The organism is Pseudomonas sp. PAMC 29040 (genome assembly GCF_003994535.1).
Taxonomy (GTDB): Bacteria; Pseudomonadota; Gammaproteobacteria; order Pseudomonadales; family Pseudomonadaceae; genus Aquipseudomonas; species Aquipseudomonas paraversuta.
On record NZ_RZAA01000002.1, the window covers coordinates 109,064 to 128,881 of the forward strand.

14 protein-coding genes, 1 tRNA gene and 1 pseudogene are annotated in these 19,818 nt (G+C 53.0%); 8 read left to right on the forward strand and 8 right to left on the reverse strand.

Annotation, left to right across the window (positions count from 1 at the left end; translation table 11 throughout):
• Nucleotides 1-140: 140 nt before the first annotated feature.
• From dsdC to WG29040_RS03470, 4 genes are all read right to left on the reverse strand, one after another.
• Entirely contained in the window at nucleotides 141-1,091 is a 951-nt protein-coding gene (gene dsdC, locus WG29040_RS03455) for a DNA-binding transcriptional regulator DsdC (protein ID WP_003438430.1), read from the reverse strand.
• Between the two features lie 99 nt (nucleotides 1,092-1,190).
• Nucleotides 1,191-2,543 (reverse strand): D-serine ammonia-lyase, encoded by a 1,353-nt coding sequence (gene dsdA, locus WG29040_RS03460; protein ID WP_003438432.1) that lies wholly within the window; start codon nucleotides 2,541-2,543, stop codon nucleotides 1,191-1,193.
• 44 nt (nucleotides 2,544-2,587) lie between these two features.
• Nucleotides 2,588-3,928, reverse strand: a complete 1,341-nt coding sequence (locus WG29040_RS03465; RefSeq protein WP_010656850.1) for a gluconate:H+ symporter — start codon at nucleotides 3,926-3,928, stop codon at nucleotides 2,588-2,590.
• A 174-nt stretch (nucleotides 3,929-4,102) separates the two neighbouring features.
• Entirely contained in the window at nucleotides 4,103-4,540 is a 438-nt protein-coding gene (locus tag WG29040_RS03470) for an Lrp/AsnC family transcriptional regulator (protein WP_003438435.1), read from the reverse strand.
• A 139-nt stretch (nucleotides 4,541-4,679) separates the two neighbouring features.
• On the opposite strand from WG29040_RS03470, the gene WG29040_RS03475 reads away from it, so the two are divergent.
• From WG29040_RS03475 to WG29040_RS03515, 8 genes are all read left to right on the forward strand, one after another.
• Nucleotides 4,680-7,727 (forward strand): aminotransferase class III-fold pyridoxal phosphate-dependent enzyme, encoded by a 3,048-nt coding sequence (locus tag WG29040_RS03475; RefSeq protein ID WP_127195671.1) that lies wholly within the window; start codon nucleotides 4,680-4,682, stop codon nucleotides 7,725-7,727.
• 156 nt (nucleotides 7,728-7,883) lie between these two features.
• Entirely contained in the window at nucleotides 7,884-8,672 is a 789-nt protein-coding gene (locus tag WG29040_RS03480; protein WP_127195672.1) for an ABC transporter substrate-binding protein, read from the forward strand.
• Nucleotides 8,673-8,734: 62 nt separating this feature from the next.
• Complete coding sequence (locus tag WG29040_RS03485; protein ID WP_003438446.1) at nucleotides 8,735-9,382, forward strand: amino acid ABC transporter permease; 648 nt, start codon at nucleotides 8,735-8,737, stop codon at nucleotides 9,380-9,382.
• Between the two features lie 10 nt (nucleotides 9,383-9,392).
• The gene (locus WG29040_RS03490) at nucleotides 9,393-10,052 is read left to right on the forward strand and encodes an amino acid ABC transporter permease (RefSeq protein WP_010656847.1); all 660 of its coding nucleotides are present in this window, start codon (nucleotides 9,393-9,395) and stop codon (nucleotides 10,050-10,052) included.
• A gap of 14 nt (nucleotides 10,053-10,066) precedes the next feature.
• Entirely contained in the window at nucleotides 10,067-10,816 is a 750-nt protein-coding gene (locus tag WG29040_RS03495; RefSeq protein ID WP_177412919.1) for an amino acid ABC transporter ATP-binding protein, read from the forward strand.
• A 1,412-nt stretch (nucleotides 10,817-12,228) separates the two neighbouring features.
• A complete protein-coding gene (locus WG29040_RS03505) occupies nucleotides 12,229-13,275 on the forward strand; it encodes a hypothetical protein (protein WP_127195673.1) in 1,047 nt (348 codons plus the stop codon).
• Between the two features lie 2 nt (nucleotides 13,276-13,277).
• The gene (locus WG29040_RS03510; protein ID WP_127195674.1) at nucleotides 13,278-15,020 is read left to right on the forward strand and encodes a prenyltransferase/squalene oxidase repeat-containing protein; all 1,743 of its coding nucleotides are present in this window, start codon (nucleotides 13,278-13,280) and stop codon (nucleotides 15,018-15,020) included.
• Nucleotides 15,013-15,699, forward strand: a complete 687-nt coding sequence (locus WG29040_RS03515) for an HIT family protein (RefSeq protein WP_127195675.1) — start codon at nucleotides 15,013-15,015, stop codon at nucleotides 15,697-15,699. The genes WG29040_RS03510 and WG29040_RS03515 overlap by 8 nt, the downstream gene beginning before the upstream one ends.
• 308 nt (nucleotides 15,700-16,007) lie before the next feature.
• Here the strand turns inward: WG29040_RS03515 and WG29040_RS03520 are convergent, their stop codons facing one another.
• The 4 genes and pseudogenes from WG29040_RS03520 to WG29040_RS03540 all read right to left on the reverse strand — a co-directional run bounded on the left by WG29040_RS03520 (nucleotide 16,008) and on the right by WG29040_RS03540 (nucleotide 19,741).
• Entirely contained in the window at nucleotides 16,008-16,283 is a 276-nt protein-coding gene (locus WG29040_RS03520; RefSeq protein WP_127195676.1) for a hypothetical protein, read from the reverse strand.
• Nucleotides 16,280-17,259: pseudogene (locus tag WG29040_RS03525) on the reverse strand (integrase domain-containing protein). The gene WG29040_RS03520 and the pseudogene WG29040_RS03525 overlap by 4 nt, the downstream one beginning before the upstream one ends.
• 911 nt (nucleotides 17,260-18,170) lie before the next feature.
• Nucleotides 18,171-19,493, reverse strand: a complete 1,323-nt coding sequence (locus WG29040_RS03535) for an integrase arm-type DNA-binding domain-containing protein (protein ID WP_127195678.1) — start codon at nucleotides 19,491-19,493, stop codon at nucleotides 18,171-18,173.
• A 172-nt stretch (nucleotides 19,494-19,665) separates the two neighbouring features.
• Nucleotides 19,666-19,741 (reverse strand) — tRNA-Thr (locus WG29040_RS03540).
• Nucleotides 19,742-19,818 lie beyond the last annotated feature (77 nt).

Consider the following 19,818-nt stretch of genomic DNA (forward strand, 5'->3'; position numbering starts at 1 on the left):
ATTGTCGTGATGGCACGCTGTTTATGCAAGGGCGTTTTTGACGGGATGGATCGGGTCGCTGTGTGGCGGCGCTTGCAGACAGCGGCCCGGCGTCCTTCGATTCAGGACGGGCGCCATGATGCGCGAGCCCGGCGCGCGGGTCAGAGTGGTGGCGATGACTGCCGCGCACATTCTTTGAGCCAGTTCATAAACACCAGCAAGCGCTTGGGGAGGGTGCTGAGGGGAGGGTGAACCAGATAATAATCGTAGTGGCCGCACACGCTGAAGTCGGCGAAGGGCAGCACCAGTTCGCCACGATCAACGCGTTTTTGGACCAGTTGCTGGCGGCCGATGGCGATGCCGGCGTGGTTCATGGCTGCGGTCACGCTCAGGTCGGAGCGATCGAAGGTCAGGGTTCGCTTGGGCAGGGCTGCAAGCATGTTGTGTTGTTCGGCCCACAACGTCCACTCGGCATCGAAGGCGGCATGATCCCAGGCCAGGGAGTCGTGCAGGGTCGTGCAGTGTCTCAAGTTCTCCGGGCTTTGCAGCAGGCCGTGGCGTTGCGCGTATTGCGGGCTGCATACAGGGGCCAGACGTTCCTGCATCAGGCGGTGACTGGTCAGGCCGGGAAATTCACCGTTGGCGTAATACAGGGCCAGATCAATTTTGCGGGTGCGGAAGTCGACATTGTCATTGCCCACCCGCAGATCCAGTGAGACCAGCGGGTAACGCTCGACGAAATCCGCCAGTCTGGGCACCAGCCAGCATTGGGCGACCGAAGGCCGGACATAAAGCGCAATGGAGCCGGCAATTTCTGCCTGTGACGATTGTTCAAGGGCCTCGGACAGTTCGCCCATCGCGTTCTGCAGTATTTCGAAGATGCGTTCGCCTTCGTCGGTCAGACTGACCTGGCGGGTCAGGCGCTGGAACAGCTTCATGTTCAGGGCTGTTTCCAGCCGGCTGATACGGTGGCTGACGGCGCTGGCGGTCAGGCACAGTTCCTCTGCGGCGCGGGCGAAGCTCAGATGGCGTGCGGCAACCAGAAACGTATGCAAATTGGCGAACTGGCTGCTGTTGAGTCTGGAACTGATGCGGGGCGGAAGGTTGAGCACGGCTGTTTCCCCTCAAGCCAAAAACCGGTAAGGCTTGCCGGATGTGGCAATGGGTGCATTTTGCCACATCCGGTCCAGCCTTTGAGTCAGCGGGCAGGATCAGCCCCTGGCGAGCAATTCACGGCCCTTGCCCAGATAAGCGTCCATCTCGTCGCCAGGCACCATGTTGCCGCCCGTAGCCCAGATCAGGTGAGTGGCGTTGGCCATGGCATGGGCGTCCAGGCCTGCGCGGGCCAGGTAGCCCTGCTGATCGGCCTGCACCCTGGCAATCCCGGGTACGCCGGCGAGCGCGGAGGGCTCAAGGCGCAGACCTTCGCTGCGCTCCATCAGTGCCAGCAGGCTGTACATTTCTTCATCGCTGACGGTGTAAAAGCCATCAAGCAGGCGCTGCATGGCCTTGCCCACAAAGCCGGAAGCGCGGCCAACCGCCAGGCCGTCTGCAGCGGTTACGTTATCAATGCCGAAGTCTTGCACGCTGACTTCATCGTGCAGGCCGGTATAGACGCCCAGCATCATGCAGGGTGAATGGGTGGGTTCGGCGAAGATGCAGTGCACGGCATCACCGAACGCCAGCTTCAGGCCGAAAGCCACACCACCCGGTGCGCCGCCCACGCCACAGGGCAAATACACAAACAGCGGATGTTGCGCATCCACGGTAATTTGCGCTGCTGCCAATTGTTGCTTCAGACGCTCGGCGGCGACGGCGTAACCCAGAAACAGATTGACCGAGTTTTCATCGTCGACGAAATGGCAGGCCGGGTCGGCCTCTGCCTGTTCACGGCCCTGGGCCACGGCCACACTGTAATCGCTGGCGTATTCGATGACGGTTACGCCGTGAGCGCGCAATTTGTCTTTCTTCCATTGGCGGGCATCGGCCGACATGTGCACGGTGACCTGGAAGCCCAGGGCTGCGCCCATGATCCCGATCGACATGCCGAGGTTTCCGGTGGAGCCGACGGCTATTTTGTACTGCCCGAAAAACGCCCGGGCCTTGTCGCTGTGCAGCACCGCGTAGTCGTCTTCGAGGGTCAGGAAATTCTCGGCCAGTGCCAGATCTTCGGCATGTTTGAGCACTTCATAGATCCCGCCGCGCGCCTTGATCGAACCCGAAATGGGCAGATGGCTGTCGCGCTTGAGCCACAGCGAGCCCGTCAATACCTGGTTGTAGCGCTCGCCGAGCAGTTGCTGCAGATGGCTCACCGGCACAATGTCCGACTCGATAATCCCGCCACTGCTGGCCGTTTCCGGGAACGCCTGGCGCAGGTAAGAAGCAAATCGCGTGAGCCGGGCGCTGGCATCGGCGACATCGGCTTCGGTCAGTCCCACATCGCCAATGGCCTGGGCGACCGGGGCCACGCCGGGATTGAACCAGGTGGTTTCTTGCAGCGCGACCAGATCGCGAATCAGAGGGTAGCTGGCACACCAGCTTTCAAGGGTTTTTCCCAAAATCATGACGTGGTCCCTTTAAACAATAAGGCTGAAAAATACGGGTTGGATCAAACAAAGTGCGACAGCACCAGGGTCAGGCCCAGTGCGATCAACGAGGCCAGTACCGTGGCGGTGGTAAATATCTTCAGTGCGTCGGTCAGCGAGACCCCCAGGTACTCCTTGACCACCCAGAAGGCCGAGTCCGTGACATGGGTCCAGCCCATGGCACCGGCGCCGATGGCTACGCAGATGATTTCCTTGCTCACCGTGGGATGGGCACCGAGCATGGGCAGGATCATGCCCGCCGCACTGATCATGGCCACCGTTGCCGAACCGACGGCGAAGTGCATCAGGCCGGCCACCAGCCATGCCAGAACGATGGGGTTCATATTCAATTGGGTCAGGGTGGCGGACAGTGCGTCACCCACGCCGCTGTCCACCAGAATGCCGTTGAAGGCCCCGCCGGCACCGATGATCAGCAGAATGCTGGCCAGAGGCGGGAAGCTCTTCTGGGTGTGAGCCAGCAGCTCAGCCATGCTCAGCCCGCGGCGCAAGCCCAGCGACCAATAGGCAAACACCACGGCAATGGACAGGGCGATCAGGGGAGTGCCCAGAAATGAAATAACGCTGAATGCCATGGAGTCGTGGGGCAGCCCGGCAGCGAAGGTTTTCCCCACCATCAGCAGCAGGGGCAACATAATGGTCAGCAGGGTCAGGCCAAGGCCTGGCAGCTCCCGGGTTTTGCTGTCATCGCAATGCTCGTTCAAAAACGCTTCCTGAGAGTCCGGCGCATCGCGCTTGCAGACCAGCTTGACCCACAGCGGTCCGGCGATCATGGCGGTCGGCAGGGCGACAATCAGGCCATAGATGATCACTTTGCCGACATCGGCACCCAGCAACCCGGTAATTGCCATCGCGGCCGGGTGGGGCGGCAACATGCAATGCACGGCCATCAGCGACACGGCTAGGGGCACGCCCAGGTACAAAAGATTGATTCTGGTTTCTTTCGCGACCACATAGATCAACGGAATCAACAGAACAAAACCTACTTCAAAGAACACCGGGATGCCGGCTATGAATCCTACGAGCATCATGGCCCAGGAGGCGCGCTCCTTACCCAGGGCCTTGAGCAGTGTCTGAGCGATGCGCTCGGCGCCGCCTGACTCTTCCAGCATCTTGCCGAGAATCCCGCCCAGACCAATGATGGTTGCCAGAAACCCGAGCGTGCCGCCGACACCTTTTTCATAGGAAGCAGCCAGTTGCGTCAGCGGCATGCCTGAACCAATACCCACCACAAAGCTGGCGGCAGTCAGGGCCAGAAAGGCGTGGACGCGGACTTTGACGATCAGAAAAACAATCAGAGCAATGGCACAAAACAACACCAGCAATAGAGTGGTAGCACTGTGCATGGAATCTCCTGGAAGCGCTTTTATTGTTGAAATCAGTGATCGGAGTCACTTTGCTTCCAGCAATTAGAAGTTACATCTCAGGGGGCTGACAAAGGATGGATCCTCAAGGGACAGATGACGTGGGGTCATCTATGAGACCCCGGGTAACGGTTTGAATCTGGAGTCGCTGACGCCTCAGGACTGCCGGTCAATATCGCGGCGAAGCACCACGGCGGTGGTGATGTCTTCAACGGATTCATGGCTGGCGACTGCATCCCGCACCCGGTTCAGATCATCAATGGTGCGTGACTCGACCTCAATCACCAGGTCGAGCTGACCGCTGACCGAAGAGATGCGTCGCACTTGGGAGTTTTGTGCAAGCAGGTCAAGCAGGCCCATTGCAGGCGTGCGCTTGAGGCACACCAGGAGGATTGCGCGAATCACGTTGGCATCGATTTCGCCGATATCGGCCCGGTAGCCTCTGATCACCCCGTTGCGTTCAAGGTTGATGACCCGCTCGCTGGTAGCACTTCTTGAAAGACCGATTCTCGCTGCCAGGGCCTTCAGGGCAATTCGAGCCTCTTTAGAAAGAATTTCGAGTATTTCGCGATCTTTCGTGTCCAGCTCGCGCATTGGAACTCCCCGATTCTGCTACCGAATTTGTGCCGGTTGATTCCGGCAATATGCAGGCCAAAGCCGACCGCATACCTACTGTCCTGCAAGGTTTCGCATGCCAAGCTATCTGAAAAAAATGGCCTGGAAAACAATTACCATGACTAATCTTTCCCATCCCGCCCCCCGGTTCTCGATGGCTGATGCCGAAAAGCTCGGCGAGCAGCTTTTCAACGTTACAGGTACGGCTGCGCCTCTGGATGGCGAGCGCGACCGCAACTACCGGTTGCAGACAGGAACCGGTGCGGGATGGATTCTGAAAGTGGTCAACTCGACTGAACCGCGAGTCGAAAGCGAGTTTCAGGCCGCCATTCTCAGCCACCTCGCCAGCTACAGCCCTGAACTCACCGTGCCTTCACTCAAGAAAAGCCTGACAGGTGACTTTCTGGCCTCTGTAGTGGCGCCCTCCGGTGAAACCCATGCAGTGCGCATGGTTAGCTGGTTGCACGGCACGCCCCTGGCCGAGGTTCCGCGCACGTTCGAATTGATGCGCAGCCTGGGCCAATCGTTCGGTGATATAGACCGGGCCCTTCAAGGCTTCATACATCCCGGCGCGGTACGGGATCTGGACTGGGATCTGCGTCACGCCGCACGTTCGCGTTCACGCCTGCACTTCATCAAGGACCCTGCCAGAAGAGCCATTCTGGAACGCTTCATCGATCGTTTTGAACATTCCGTGCAACCCCGGCTTGCGCGTCTGCGCACCCAGGTCATTCACAACGACGGTAATGACTGGAACATCCTGGTCGATCCGCGGAACCCGCAGAAGGTCTCAGGCATCATCGACTTTGGCGATGCGGTCCATACCATTCTGATTGCCGAAGTCGCCATCACCTGCGCGTATTCCATTCTCGACATGGAAGATCCGGTCGGCGCAGCAGCTGCCCTGACTGCCGGTTTCCATGAGAAGTACCCGCTGCAACCGCAAGAGCTTGATGTTCTCTTCAATCTGATTGCCATGCGCCTGGTGACAAGCGTCACCTTGTCGGCTTTGCGCTGCGGCCAGACCGAGGACAATCCCTACCTGGCCATCAGCGAAGCGCCGGCCTGGCGCCTTCTGGAGCGAATGGACCGGATGAACCCGCGCCTGGCGACGGCGATCCTGCGCAAAGCCTGCGGGTTTGATGCGATCGAGGGCGCCGGTGCGGTTCGCCGCTGGATGGGCGAAAACAGCAAATCCTTCGCGGATATCGTGCATCCGTCTGCGGCGACCATGAACAAGGCCATTGCGCCGTTTGCAGATGCATCCCACGTGATGACCATCGCTTCCGCCGAGCAGCGTCCTGCAGAGGCCGCCAGGTGGTGGAATGAATTTTCTGCCGGGCATAAGGTGCCGCTGGGCATCGGGCCATGGGGCGAGGCCAGAACCATCTATACCGATACGGCGTTCGAATCGCGGTTCATTGAAGGGCAGCGTCGGATCATTCACGTTGGTGTCGACTTGCTCATGCCCGCGGGGACGCCTCTGTATACCCCTGTTGCCGGGGTGGTGCGCAGCGTCGAAGTCGAGGGCGACCCGCTGGGCTACGGTGGTTTGATCATGCTCGAGCATTCGCCAGAAGCTTGTCCGCCATTCCTGACGCTGTGGGGGCACATGGCCCATGAAGCGCTGGCGCGGCTCAAACCCGGTGATCGCCTGGAGGCGGGTGCGCTTGTGGGGTATATGGGCACGGATGCGGAAAATGGTGGCTGGATCCCCCATGTGCATTTTCAGATGTCCACTGACACCGGGTTGCAAGCCAGCGAGTTCATCGGCGTAGGTGAGCGGGCTTATCTTGAGGTCTGGGCTGACGTGTTCCCCGACCCGTCGGCGCTCGCCGGCATTCCTCCGGAAACCTACAGCCAGGACGGGCGCAGCAAGGCCGAGATTGTGGCGAAGCGTAAAGAGCTGTTGCTGCCTAACTTGTCGATTTCGTATTCAGATCCGATCAAGTTCGTACGCGGGGACGGGGTCTGGTTGATAGACAACTTCGGCAGGGCCTACCTGGATTGCTTCAATAACGTGTGCCATCTCGGCCATTCCCATCCGGATGTGGTGCAAGCGCTGTCGCAACAAGCCGCCCGGCTCAATACCAACACCCGTTACCTGCACGACAATATTGTGGAGTATGCAGAGCGGCTCACCGCCACGTTACCAGCAGGTCTGGCGGTTGCTTCCTTCGGTTGTTCAGGCAGTGAAGCCAACAGCCTGATGCTCCGTATGGCGCGTAATCACACGGGTCGCAACGATGCGATTGTGCTGGACTGGGCTTACCACGGCACGACCCAGGAACTGATCGACCTCAGCCCTTACAAGTACAAGCGCAAAGCCGGCAAGGGCCGTGCAGAGCATGTGTTTGAGGCGGTTGTACCGGATGCGTACCGTGCTGCGGCTGACTGGCCGTTCGAGGAGCTGGGCAAACGTTTCGCTGAAAGCGTGGCGGACCAGATCGAGATCATGCGCAAGCAGGGCAGAGCCCCGGCGTTCTTTTTGGCGGAGTCCATTCCCAGCGTCGCCGGGCAACTGTTCTTCCCGGAAAACTACCTCAAAGAAGTCTATGCCATGGTGCGTGCAGAGGGCGGTCTGTGCCTGGCTGACGAAGTCCAGGTCGGCTTTGGTCGGGTCGGCAGCCACTGGTGGGCGTTTGAAACCCAGGGTGTGGTTCCCGATGCAGTCTCCATGGGCAAACCCATTGGCAACGGGCATCCCATGTCGGCGGTGGTGACCACCCGTGAAATTGCCGACAGCTTCAACAACGGCATGGAGTACTTCAATACCTTTGCCGGCAGCCCGGTTTCATGCGCCATAGGGCTCTCGGTGCTGGATGTGATCGAGCGCGATAACTTGAAGCTCAACGCACTGACCATGGGTAACTATCTGCTCGATGGCTTTCGCAAGCTGCAGCCACGCTACGAGGCCATAGGCGATGTGCGCGGCCAGGGGCTGTTCCTCGGCATCGAACTGGTCACGGATCGAAAAACCAGGGTTCCCGCCACCGCGCTGGCCAGGAAAGTCGCCGATGGTGCCCGGGAGCGAGGCATTTTGATAGGTACGGAAGGCCCCCATGACAATGTTCTGAAAATGCGCCCGGCGATGATTTTCAGTCAGACCAATGCTGATTTTCTGCTTGAGGTTCTGGACGAAAGCTTTAAGGCTGCACTTGAGTAAATCCTCGGCCGACATTGTGTCGGCCAACTCCGGCAATGTGTCAGTCAGGCTGACACCTTGCAGGGTGCTTTGCGCAATGACCTATGCAAAGCTTTGGTGAAGGCTGGGTGAGTAATCCCAAGAAAAATAAAAAACAATTCTTCCAAGGTGCCTCCAATGCTAACTACAAAGCTCAAGCAATTGATTGCCGCGTCCACAGTTGCGGCTGCGGCCCTGTTTTGCACGTCAGCTGTTCAGGCCGATGATTTGGCGTCGGTCCAGGACTCCAAAGAAATCCGTATCGCGATGAGCGGCCAATACTCTCCCTTCAGCTTTGCCAACGAGCAGAACCAGATTGTCGGCTTCGATGCCTCCATCAGCGAGGCCCTGGCCGAGCGCCTGGGGGTAAAGGTGAAGATTATTACCACGCCGTTCGACGGGATAATTGCCGGTCTGCTGGCGAAAAAATATGACGCCATTATCGCCTCCATGACCATTACCCCGGAACGCCAGAGGGCCGTGGATTTCGTGGGGCCCTATTACCATGCGGGCCGCACGATCGTGGTGAAGGATGACTCTTCGATCACAAGCCTTGATGACCTTAAAGATGTGGTGGTTGGCGTCACGCTCGGGGATGCCCACGATAAATGGGCCAGGGCGCGCGGCAACCTGAAGGTGCGAGCCTATAAAGGTCTGCCCGAGATGCTGGTCGATCTGGATGCCGGGCGTATCGATGCGATAGTGATGGACAGCGTTCCGGTGCTGGTCGCAGTCAAGGAAACCGGGCAGAAGGTGCGCATCATTACGCCACCGCAGAGCGATGGCGGGATTGAAGGCATGGGCATTGCACTGCGCAAAAATAACCCCGAGCTCAAGGCGGCGCTGCAGGGCGCGCTTGCAGACATGCTCGCCGATGGTACTTACGAAAAGATCTCGATGCAGTGGATTGGCAAAGATATCCGCTGATTCGGCGTTAGCCTGGCCCGACTTGTCGTCGGGCCAGTCATCTGACTTTTCTGAGCGTGCCCATGGATTTGACTCTCATACAGCGCACATTTCCGTTTTTCCTGGAGGCGGCCTGGATTACGGTGCAAATCTCCGTGCTCGCACTGTTGCTTGGTTTTCTGGTGGCCATCGTGCTGGTGGCTGCGCGGTTATCCACAGTCCTCATATTTCGCTGGCTGGCAAGGCTCTACATCAGTGTTTTTCGTGGCACCCCCTGCCTGGTTCAGCTGTTCATCATCTACTTCGGCGGCCCGCAGATCGGAATTGAACTGGAGCCGTTTGCGGCAGGTGTCATAGGTTTGGGCCTGAACATCGCCGCTTATATGGCGGAATCCATTCGTGGCGCCATCTCCAACGTGGACCCTGGCCAGGAAGAGGCTGCACGTTCAATTGGTTTCGGGCGCAGCCAGACGTTATGGTTCATCACCCTGCCACAAGCTGCAAAGTTAATGATCCGGCCGCTGGGGGTTAACGCTGTCGCACTGATTAAAGGGTCTGCACTGGTGTCGACGATCTCTGTGGTTGAACTTTCATATACGGCGCAACGCTTTATCAGTTCAACCTACAAGCCATTCGAAATCTTTATGGTGTCGGCACTGCTTTATATTGTGATGGTCTACTCGGTCAGATTTATTGTGGATTATCTCGACAATCGCTTCGCAGCAAGGTGAGAGCATTCATATGCAAAGCCTGGATCTGAGTATCGTTACACCCTATTCCGAGATGCTGGCGATGGGGCTGTGGTGGACGCTAATAATGTTTGTAACGTCCAGCGTAGTAAGTCTGCTGGCCGGGATCGCCTTTGCACTGATCGTTCTTTATGCCCCCAAAGTTGTGGCATTGCCCGTGCGTTTTATGACGTGGCTGCTCATGGGCACGCCACTGCTTTTGCAGTTGTACGTGATTTATTATGGTCTGGTGCAAGTGGGCATCGATATTCCTGCACCGGTGGCCGGGATCATTGGCCTTAGCCTGCACTTCGCTGTCTACAATGCCGACGTGATACGTGCCGGCGTGGTCTCGGTTGACCCCGGGCAGATTGAAGGTGCCCGTTCTATCGGTCTCAGCCGTGGACAGACCCAGTGTTACGTCATAGTGCCGCAAGCACTGCGCAGGACCCTTGCGCCGCTGGGAAATAATCTGATTGTCCTGTTAAAGGACACTTCACTGGTGTCAATGATCGGGATTGCAGAGCTGGTATACAGCGCGCAACTGGCAGTCAGCGAAACTTATAGCCCGTTCGAGTTTTATCTGACTGTGGCGGTTATCTATTACGCGGCCAATCTTGTTCTCGAAGCCGGCCTGCATCTTCTCGAAAAGAAAGTAGAGATGTCACGATGATCAATAATACATATATGGTTGAGGTCAAGGGTGCCCGTAAGGCATATGGAGCACTTGAAGTACTCAAGGGCATAGATCTTTGTGTCGCTCGCGGGCAAATCATCGCCATCATCGGCCCCAGTGGATCTGGCAAAAGCACACTGCTGCGCTCCATCAATCACCTGGAAGTGCTGAACGATGGCGAGGTCTGGTTAGATGGAGAACAAGTTAACCGGCCATTGAAAGGCCGTGCCTATGAACAGCATATAAATGCCGTGCGTCAGCAAATGGGCATGGTCTTCCAGCACTTCAATTTATTTCCGCATTTGACCGTATATGAAAACATTGCGCTGGGCCCGCTAAAGCTCAAGGGACTGACGAAAAAAGCCGCGCGTGAACTGGCGCTGGAATATTTGGCAAAAGTCGGACTGGCCGACAAATTTGATGAGTATCCCTCCCGCCTCTCTGGCGGACAGAAACAGCGGGTTGCCATTGCAAGGGCGCTGGCAATGCAGCCAAAAGTCATGTTGTTCGATGAGGCCACATCGGCGCTGGACCCCGAGTTGGTCGAAGAGGTCAACCTGGTCATGAAGCAGCTCGCCGCGGAGAACATGACCATGTTGATCGTCACCCATGAAATGCGTTTTGCAGGCGAAGTTGCAGACCGGATTATCTTTATGGACGGCGGGGTTGTGGTCGAGGAAGGGGCGCCGGGCGAGATCCTGCAAAACCCGGTTCAGGAGCGAACCCGGTCGTTCCTGAAAAAGCATCTGCACAATAGCTAGCAGTTAACGGGCGTCCTTTTAGCGCCAGGCCTGGAACCCCAAAACGAAAAAACCCGCCAGAAGGCGGGTTTTTCGGTGGTTTCAAAGACTGTGTTGGCTGTCTTTGGAACCTTGTATGGGCACCAGGAGTCGAAAAAAATCATAAACATATGAGTAGTATAGATTTTATATTGATAGATAAATATTACTATCTCTAAAACTATCCTTAAGCATTAGCCCGAGAGTTCTCCATACGAGAAAACCAAACTAGTATCTATAGGTCCCTGAGCTATGACCCTCACTCGTGCCTGTGGAATGGTTCGTGGGGGCTATGAAAATTTAGTACGCGAGGTAGCGACATAAGCAGTCGGGGCGGGATGGCCGGTTATCTAATTCTCTATACGCTCAGAATTAGGCTGGTTTAAAAGTCATCTTGACTTCAAATATCAAAATATTGCTTTCCTCATTTTTTATAATCATGTTAACGAGCCTATGAGGTTATTAAGCCGCTCCTGAATTAGGGGAAATGCCCGGTTGTTTCGACCCATTGAATGACTCTCGATGTGGGTCACCACCTTGCCCAGCTCTTCGATGTCCGCGTAGATTAACCGCTTATTTGTCTGGGCCAGCAGTGCCTTCGAGAGCACGGGTATCAGTATCCGCTGCTCCAGATTTTCCTCCGCCGATTGGATGATCAGTTCAGATTTTCGTAGTTGGTCGGAGCAACTACGACTGAGGGATTTACGCACTCCGACTGCACAAATGTCCGCACGGCGTCTTGTTGCTCAGTCAGAATGATGCCTTGATCACGGAATGTATCGACTTAGCTGCCACGAGGTTCCGGATGAACGACTCGCTGCGGTAATCGTCTTCAGAAAAATTTCTGATCAGATTTCATATTGTGAACGAGTCTCGATAAGGCGCTTTTTAACCGTGTCAGATTGCGCCTTGAACGGACTCACGGGTATGTCTCAGGTGTTACATTCATACGTATGGCAATCAACCACGCGATGGTAAAACGTTCCGAACTATTACAATATTAAATAGTCCCTTTCGCCAAATATTTACACAAGAGTGCCTTTATATAAAAGCTGAAAGCCTAGATTTCTCTACTGCCGCACAAAAAGCTACATTAAAAAATTTTTAGTAACCAGTAACGACATAATCAGTATGTCGAGGGGTTTTTTCTGATGGATGAGCACGAATTAGACGACGTCCGCTAGGCAAGATACACAATTTACTTTCCGTATAATCAAACTGCGCTCCATAACCAATGAGGTGGTAAACCAATAAAACATTGACGATACTAAATCTCTTATAACTCTCAGTAACCGGAATGATTTTCATAATGCAAAAAAATAAACTTAATGCGATAATAGGCCCTAAGGCCTAGATTTTTTGGTCCCCAAAGCATACCAGGTGAGATTAGTGATATGTTTATTGTGATTGAAGGCATAGATGGAACAGGAAAGGCGACTCAACTATCCTTACTTAAGGAAAGGTTCACGCAGCTTGGCAATTGCGTAGATACCTATGATTTTCCAGCATATGAGTCTTTTATAGGTAAAGAGCTAGGAGAATTACTATCAGGAAGAGATAAGGATATTAACGCTAGAAGTCTGCCAGGAAAATTAATGGCGATGCTTTTTAGCTTAGATAGGATGCAATTCGTTGAAAGAATTAAAGCGTCTATTGCATCAGGTCGCATCGTAATTTCAAACCGATACAGTCTGTCGAATGCAACCTTTCAGAGCATACGCAGCGGCGAAGATATTTCGGCGTGGGTTTATGAAATGGAACACGGCGCCTTAGGCCTACCTAAGCCGGACTTATATGTTGTACTAAAAGGGAGTATAACAAGCTCTCATGAGAATGTCGGTTCGAAAGGAAAGCGAAATTACGTAGATGGTCATGACGTCTACGAACAAGACTTAGCACTGCTGAAAAAAGCCCAAGACATGTACTGCACCTTGGGTACAGGCGGGGTTCCAAAAATTATAATTGACTGTATGTCAGGCGATAAATTTAAGGCAAAAAGCGATATCACTGACGAGATTGCTAGGTGCATAGATCATGCTAGTATCAATAAGCAGAATCTTGTTCCAAAATCGTGCATTCGAGAGCATATTCAAAAATGTATCTCTGCCAGAATTCTAGATATCGACGAAGTAGCCGAATATGTTAGGGGTCTACCATCTGAGCAGTTGAGCGCTCTGAAAATCTTAGCTAAGGACTTGCAAGAAAGTGAAACTGGTAAAATGATCGGTGTGCTTCAGTCTTCTAAAGACTCTTCGCCGAACACAGTTGCTTCACTCTACTTGTTCGCATGCAGCAACGCTAAAAGATATATTTCGTCTATGTTTGAGACTACAAATGAAATCAAACAAGCAGCTATAAAAGAATATTGCCTAAGACTAAATACGACCCAAGACTCTGTTATACCCATGGATAGATATTTCAGACAAGTAATTGGTGAATAAAATTGAGCATCCTGTTAACTCTCGAAAAAAAAATACAAGATCTTTATAATAATAGGATTATATATAAAACCCAGGAAGGTTGGTATCGAGAGCTGAGATCTAATAAAACAATAGGGATTGTAGCAACAGCGCAAGTATTAATTGCACTTAGGTCGAACGGATTCGACCTCGGGAAATTATATCGCGCGTTAAATACACTGAAGTCCTTTGCTCGTCCAGATGGAAGTTTTCCCTTCGTTTCTAATGTCAATAAAGTTGGTGTGGTAGACGCGACTGCTTGGTCCTGTATTGCCCTCTCAAAGTGCAACACGGAGGCAGTTAACTTCGATACAGTCATCAATGACTCATTAAAATGGCTGATTGAATCCCAAAATGATGACGGCGGGTGGGGGCTTATCAAAAATAGCCCCTCCAGAATAGTAAGCACGACCGTTGCGTTGAGGGCCATTTCGAGCACAAAACTTAACACTTCGGAGCTGACCACTGCTCTTCATCGTGGTGTCAGGTATGTATTGGGAAACACTATGCAGTCGGGCGGCTGGCCCGACCAAAACGGTAGAGAGTGCTTGGGCTCTACGGCATATGCTTTGATCCTGCTGGCAGAAACTGAACACAAAAACTCTAATGTTGTAACAAAGGGTATCGACTTTGCCCTCAGTAAAATTGGGAATGCTACCTCATGGAATGAATGTTTGAACCGTGAAGAGGTTTCAGTAATTGAGGAGGGAAGTCCTAGAAGAATAACTTTTTACTACCCGTTAATGCATTTGTTTGTGCGAGCGATTGTTGCCAACGGTTATTTGCGAAAATTACCCTGTAAGATTGTCGATGAATATACAAAAAAAATAATTAATGAGGTTCATTTTGTCGGCGACACCACTGATCATGGCAAGGATACTAGCTATGGTGCGCACGATACCATTATGGCAATTGGGGAGCTAAATAAAAGTCCTGAGTATTCGCAAACTCCTATAAATATCTATCATAGATATGATGATATAAGCCCCGATAGATATCCTCAGGTCTATCAAGTCTCGGACGACAGCGAGTCAGAGATTGATATAATATTTGTTCATGGGTTAGGAGGGGATGCAAGACAAACCTGGCTCAACAGCAAAACTGGATTTTACCTTCCCACCAGAATGTCTGAAGAAACTAAGACAAGAGTATTCTCGCTGGGATACGCAAATCCGCCAGTGCGTTTTATGGGGAAGGGAATGTCTCTTGAAGAAAGAACTAATAATCTTCTGCATCTTCTAGAAACCAATAGTCTCTTCAAGAAAAAAACCATACTTATAGGCCACAGCTTCGGAGGTCTAATAATAAAGAAAATTCTGCTTTCACTTAAAATGCAAAGCAATCCAGAACACTTTCAGAGTATTGCTGGCGTTGTTTTTTTAGCCACGCCTCATCTCGGATCAAGGCTGGCTAACTTTTTATATCTTTCGCAATTTCTCTTGGGGCCCGAGCCTGTAAGAAGTTTGTTCTATAACGATAAGGAGTTGGTCATTCTCAATCGTGAATACCACCGATTAGTCACGCAACACAAAATTTCTCACAGGAGTTATGGGGAAAACTCCAACTTGACAATAGTCAACAAAAAATCTTCAAACCCAAATATTCCAAACTGCGAACATGTCGTGATTGATGCAACCCACACTGAAATTTGTAAACCGTCTGACAAAAGTGAGGTCACGTTTAAATCCATGTGCGATTTTGTTAAAGGAATAATTTTACATGGATAAATGCAGTTATTGCGCAGAGTTTGCGGGAGATATAGATAACAGCTATTATCTCAAGAATATCATGCCCGTTATTGGGGTAAATAGGCTGAGACTAGAAAGTCTAAGTTTTTATATCTTTCCAAGTGTTGGGTCGCTAATTTCTGGTCATTTGCTAATAGTTCCAAAAAGGCATTACACAGCTCTCAGCATGGCTACAATAGATGAGATTGTTGAGCTGGAGGCAATAATTCATGAATTGCAGTCAATCTATAAGGCTGTGCTGGGCTCAAATTATATTTTCTATTTCGAGCATGGAATATTAGATGTCGATAAATCTTTGATGAGCTGTGTCGATCACGCTCACCTACACATAATTCCGACAGCCGTTGATGCGAACGATTTGAACTTCAAGCACATAGAGAGTTTAAATATTTCAGAAATCATAAATATAAAAGCACCTACTCCTGATTACATTTTTTTTGGAGATGATAAAAAGTCATACTTATCTTTCGACCAAGATAAGCATGCTCAGTATCTTCGAAAAGCTGTACACGAGCAGCTTAAACTGCAAAGCCACTGGAACTGGAGAAATGACGCTCAATACGCAAACATTAAGTCATGGATGGACCGTCTTAATACTTTCATTTTGCAGCACCCTAAAAATGAGTTGTGTAATGTTATAAGTTTTTGCAATAACTAATGGAAAGGCCCGTAGGAGGCGGGCATTATTTTTCTGCCGTAAGTTATAGTATGTCATAATTTCCGAATTTGAGTTGTTGCTGTGATAACTATCAGTCCTAAACATCACGATTCATATTTTAACCTTTCCAGCCTTGACGTACATCTATGACGCGGTTTTCAATAATAAGCGCTTTCCACATGCAGCTGGTGAAATTTTCCGGGGACTGAACGAAAACCTAGTTGTTGATTTGGAAGGATCTACTAATTTTCGACGCCTGCTTTTCGCTCAACGCAACTTGTAGTAAAAATATCAAATTATCTCCTCAATCAAAGTTTGAATACCCATGATTTTTGTAAGCGTCGAGCGAGTAGACGTACGGTCAGCAAATAGTAATAACGTGTCGCCGCGCTGCGCCGATTTAGGCGATGCTCAAGAAACCAATCCACATGCTTTCTTTGCCAAGCCCAAGGCATCTCTCGCTGCCAGCGTTCAGCAATTTCAACCTGAATGATGGTTGCCTGCCGCAAATGGCGCTGCCGTGTTGCGTGTGATCCAGTAAGTACTCCAGCTAAGAACAGCTTCATATCGAATGGCTTGCTCATGCGCGTCCCCCAATGTAGGCGGCGACCACGTCAATCCGACCGTGTCCCAACTCATATCCGATTTGCCTCCGAGCCTCACGATCAAGGCGCGGATTTAGCTTGCAACATTCACCGCCGTTGATAGGTGCGCAATGTTGGGTGATTTGCTCGTAGCGCTCACATGCGTATGCCGCTCGTAGTTCATGAAAGCCTTTGAGGTTGTGTGCATGAATTGTGTCGCGCGCAGGGCGGATGACTTCCTGCAGAATTCTCAAGTAGCTTTCGTTCGGAGAAATCAGGTTGTGGCTTCCTGCAGGCGCCACCTGCTTTGCAAATTCAAGCGCGTCAAGAATATAGTTTTCCACCGTAATCCAACGGGGTGCAGATGCACCGGCGCGGCCGCCCTTAGTGCCGTCCTGAATGTTGATCTTGCCGTAGTAATCGGCCTCACGCGTTAAACGCGGTAGGTCCGCCAAAATGGCCTCGCGTAAGCGCATGCCGGTGGCTCTCGCCAACTGAGCGATGGCCGCTGCGCGCGGCATTTGGTGTTCACAGAGCACGTCAATAATCCGCTTCACGTGTTCGCGGACTTGGCCTTGCGGCACCGAGAGGCGAACACTGGTGCGCTGCATTCCTAGCGCCCTGCTCGGACTCGGCACTTTCACATACTGATCACCGCGAAGCGCGGCCATGGTCCGGTTGACGCTGGACAATCGGTTCTGCGCGGTGGCAATGGCGAGGCCACCTTGTTCAATTGGTGACGCAGATGTACTGCATAGTCCAGCAAAGTCTGCCGATCAATTTGCCGCGCATCGTTAAACCCCGGCCCATCTTCCGACCGACACCAGCGCACAAACGCCTGCCAGCGATCACTGTGCGCCTTGACTGTGCCGTAATGCCCTCCGCCAAATAGATGTCGCAATGCCTGCGGCCCGGCATAACTCAGCTGCCGGCCATAGCCAAAATTGCGCCCATCTCGCCTACCCACCAGTGGCATGATCAAACCCCTCTCGAAGCCAAAACTTTTGAAAACTTCTCCACGTCATCCCGCCACGAATGTTGAGTGTTATCAGGGATCAAGGCCCCTGCGACCTGTGAGGGTTGCCCACTAACGCAGGACTGGCGGCTCCTTACGGCCGGGAGCTTGGGCATCTCATGATCTGGCCTCCTGAACACTTCCGAAGAAGTGGGCGGGTAGAGGCTGCATTGGCTGACGAGACTAATGCCGCGAGATCCTGAGTCAGGTGAAGGCAGTGAAGCGATGACCGGGGCATGCCTGACTGTCAGTCAGGTGCAGTCCATTCCGTGGGCTGCGGCACCATCATCTGCATCGCTGTTGCTGGTGACTTCGGTGTTTGTCACGCCGATTGTCACGAGGGGGAATGCCGCAAAGCCTTGTACGAGTTGGGCTGCAGCAGCGGTAGGAGCGCCCGTCTCTTTCCGGGAGAAAGAGACGGACGCAGATTGGCGCACGGGAATGGCCAAGCGGATAGGTTGCTGCAGGGCAGCTATGAAAGGGGATGAGTTGCCGCAGTGGGCACACTGGAAAAAGTAGGCATCCATCACATCGCTGTGACCGTGCGAGCCGCCGGACGCTAATCGCACTTTGGGAGAACCACCACAGTGTGGCGTAGCCTTAAAGGTTCTGGCTACCTGGGTTGCTGTCAGCGACAGCGATTTGCCAGATCTTTTCTACGCCTGTGGATAATTCGGGTCAAGGCTCGAATTTTTGGGAGTTCTGCGGCTGTGGATGAAATTATCCACCGGTGGAAATCTGTGGTTTTCCACAGACAGTTGCGTGGGCTTTAGATTTTTTAAGTGAGGTCCATCCAAACTGGGCGGCTTTGCAGCCCTGATTGGATGGACCCGCGTGGACAAGCGGATCACTGAGATATGAAGACCGAGCGCTTATTCGGTTGCGCCACGTTTTGCTTTTAGGCGAGTGACGTTCGCTCCGGTCTGGTTTGCGAATTCGTGTGGAGTGACATGCTCCTGCCGGTTGGCCTCCAGATACCGGCTCCACCAGTTCATGATCAGCCTGCGCTCCTCGATGAACTCGGCCTTGTGGATGTAAGCGGCACGGACGTTATTGCGCTCCTTGTGGCTCATCTGCCTTTCAATGGCTGTCTCGGACCACAGCCCTGACTCAATCAGCGCGCTACAGGCCATCGAACGAAACCCATGCCCGCAGATATCGGTTTTGGTGTCGTATCCCATCGTCCGTAGCGCGTTGTTCACGGTATTTTCGGACATCGGTTTCCAGGGCTTGGCATCGCCTGCAAACACTAGGTCGAATTTACCGGTGAAGGCGTGGATCTGTTCAAGCAAGGCCACAGCTTGCGGCGATAAGGGTACAAGATGGATATCACCTGCCATCTTCGTACCCCTTGTGGAAAAGGGTACTCCCTCCAACGCGGGTCGAGTGTCCGGTATCTCCCAGGTGCCGCGCTTGAGGTCGAACTCGCTCCAGCGGGCGAAACGCAGTTCGCTGGATCGTACAAACACATGCAGCGATAGCATCACCGTCAGACGGGTAAGTGTGCGGCCTTTATAGGTGTCGATCCGCTCCTGTAGTTCCGGCAGTCGCGATAAGGGTAGAGCGGGGCGATGTACCACCCGCGGGGCTTTGATCAAGCCTTCGAGGTCGTAAGCAGGGTTTGCGGTGATAAGCCGGAGGCGCTTTGCCTCGCGCATGATGCTCTGCAGGTAGTTTTGTACCCTTAAAGCAACGTCAATCGTTCCGCGCTTCTTGATCGCTTCCAAGGGCTGCATGAGGTCATGGGTGTCGAGATCAACAATGGCGCGAGCGCCGATCAGCGGGAATACGTGGGTTTTGAGGCGGCTCATCACTGTCTTGGAATGGCCTGGTGCCCACTTGGCCGACATTTCTGTATGCCAGTCGTGCGCAACGCTTTCAAAGGTTCTGCCTTTGATTACGGCTTCCGCCTTGGCTTGGTGCTTGGTCTCTATAGGATCAACGCCATCCGCCAGCATTCGCTTAACTTCCAAGCGCTTGCGGCGCGTATCGGCGAGGCCAATGACGGGGTAGTTGCCGAGCGAGGTCAGTCCTTCCCGTCCGTCAGGTTTGACGTAACGGAGCCGCCAGCCTTTGCGGCCATTGGGTTGGACTAGGAGGTAGAGGCCATCGCCATCGAAAAGCTTGTAGGCGCGGTCTGTAGGTTTTGCCAAGCGGCAAGCTGCGTCGGAGAGCGGAGCTGTGGTGCGCGACATAAGGGTACTCCCTTTTATCGAAGTGACCTGTATCCCAAACTCTACCCTTAAAACGGTTGGAATCCACCAGTTTCTAACGGAAACCGATGGAACCCCAAAACGAAAAAACCCGCCAGAAGGCGGGTTTTTCGGTGGTTTCAAAGACTGTGTTGGCTGTCTTTGTAACCTTGTATGGTGCCGGCACCAAGAGTCGAACTCGGGACCTACTGATTACAAGTCAGTTGCTCTACCAACTGAGCTATACCGGCGTTATGGGCGACGAGTATACCCGGATGTTTTTAGTTGTAAACCCCTGATAACTGACTATTTTTACGCGCGCGTCAGC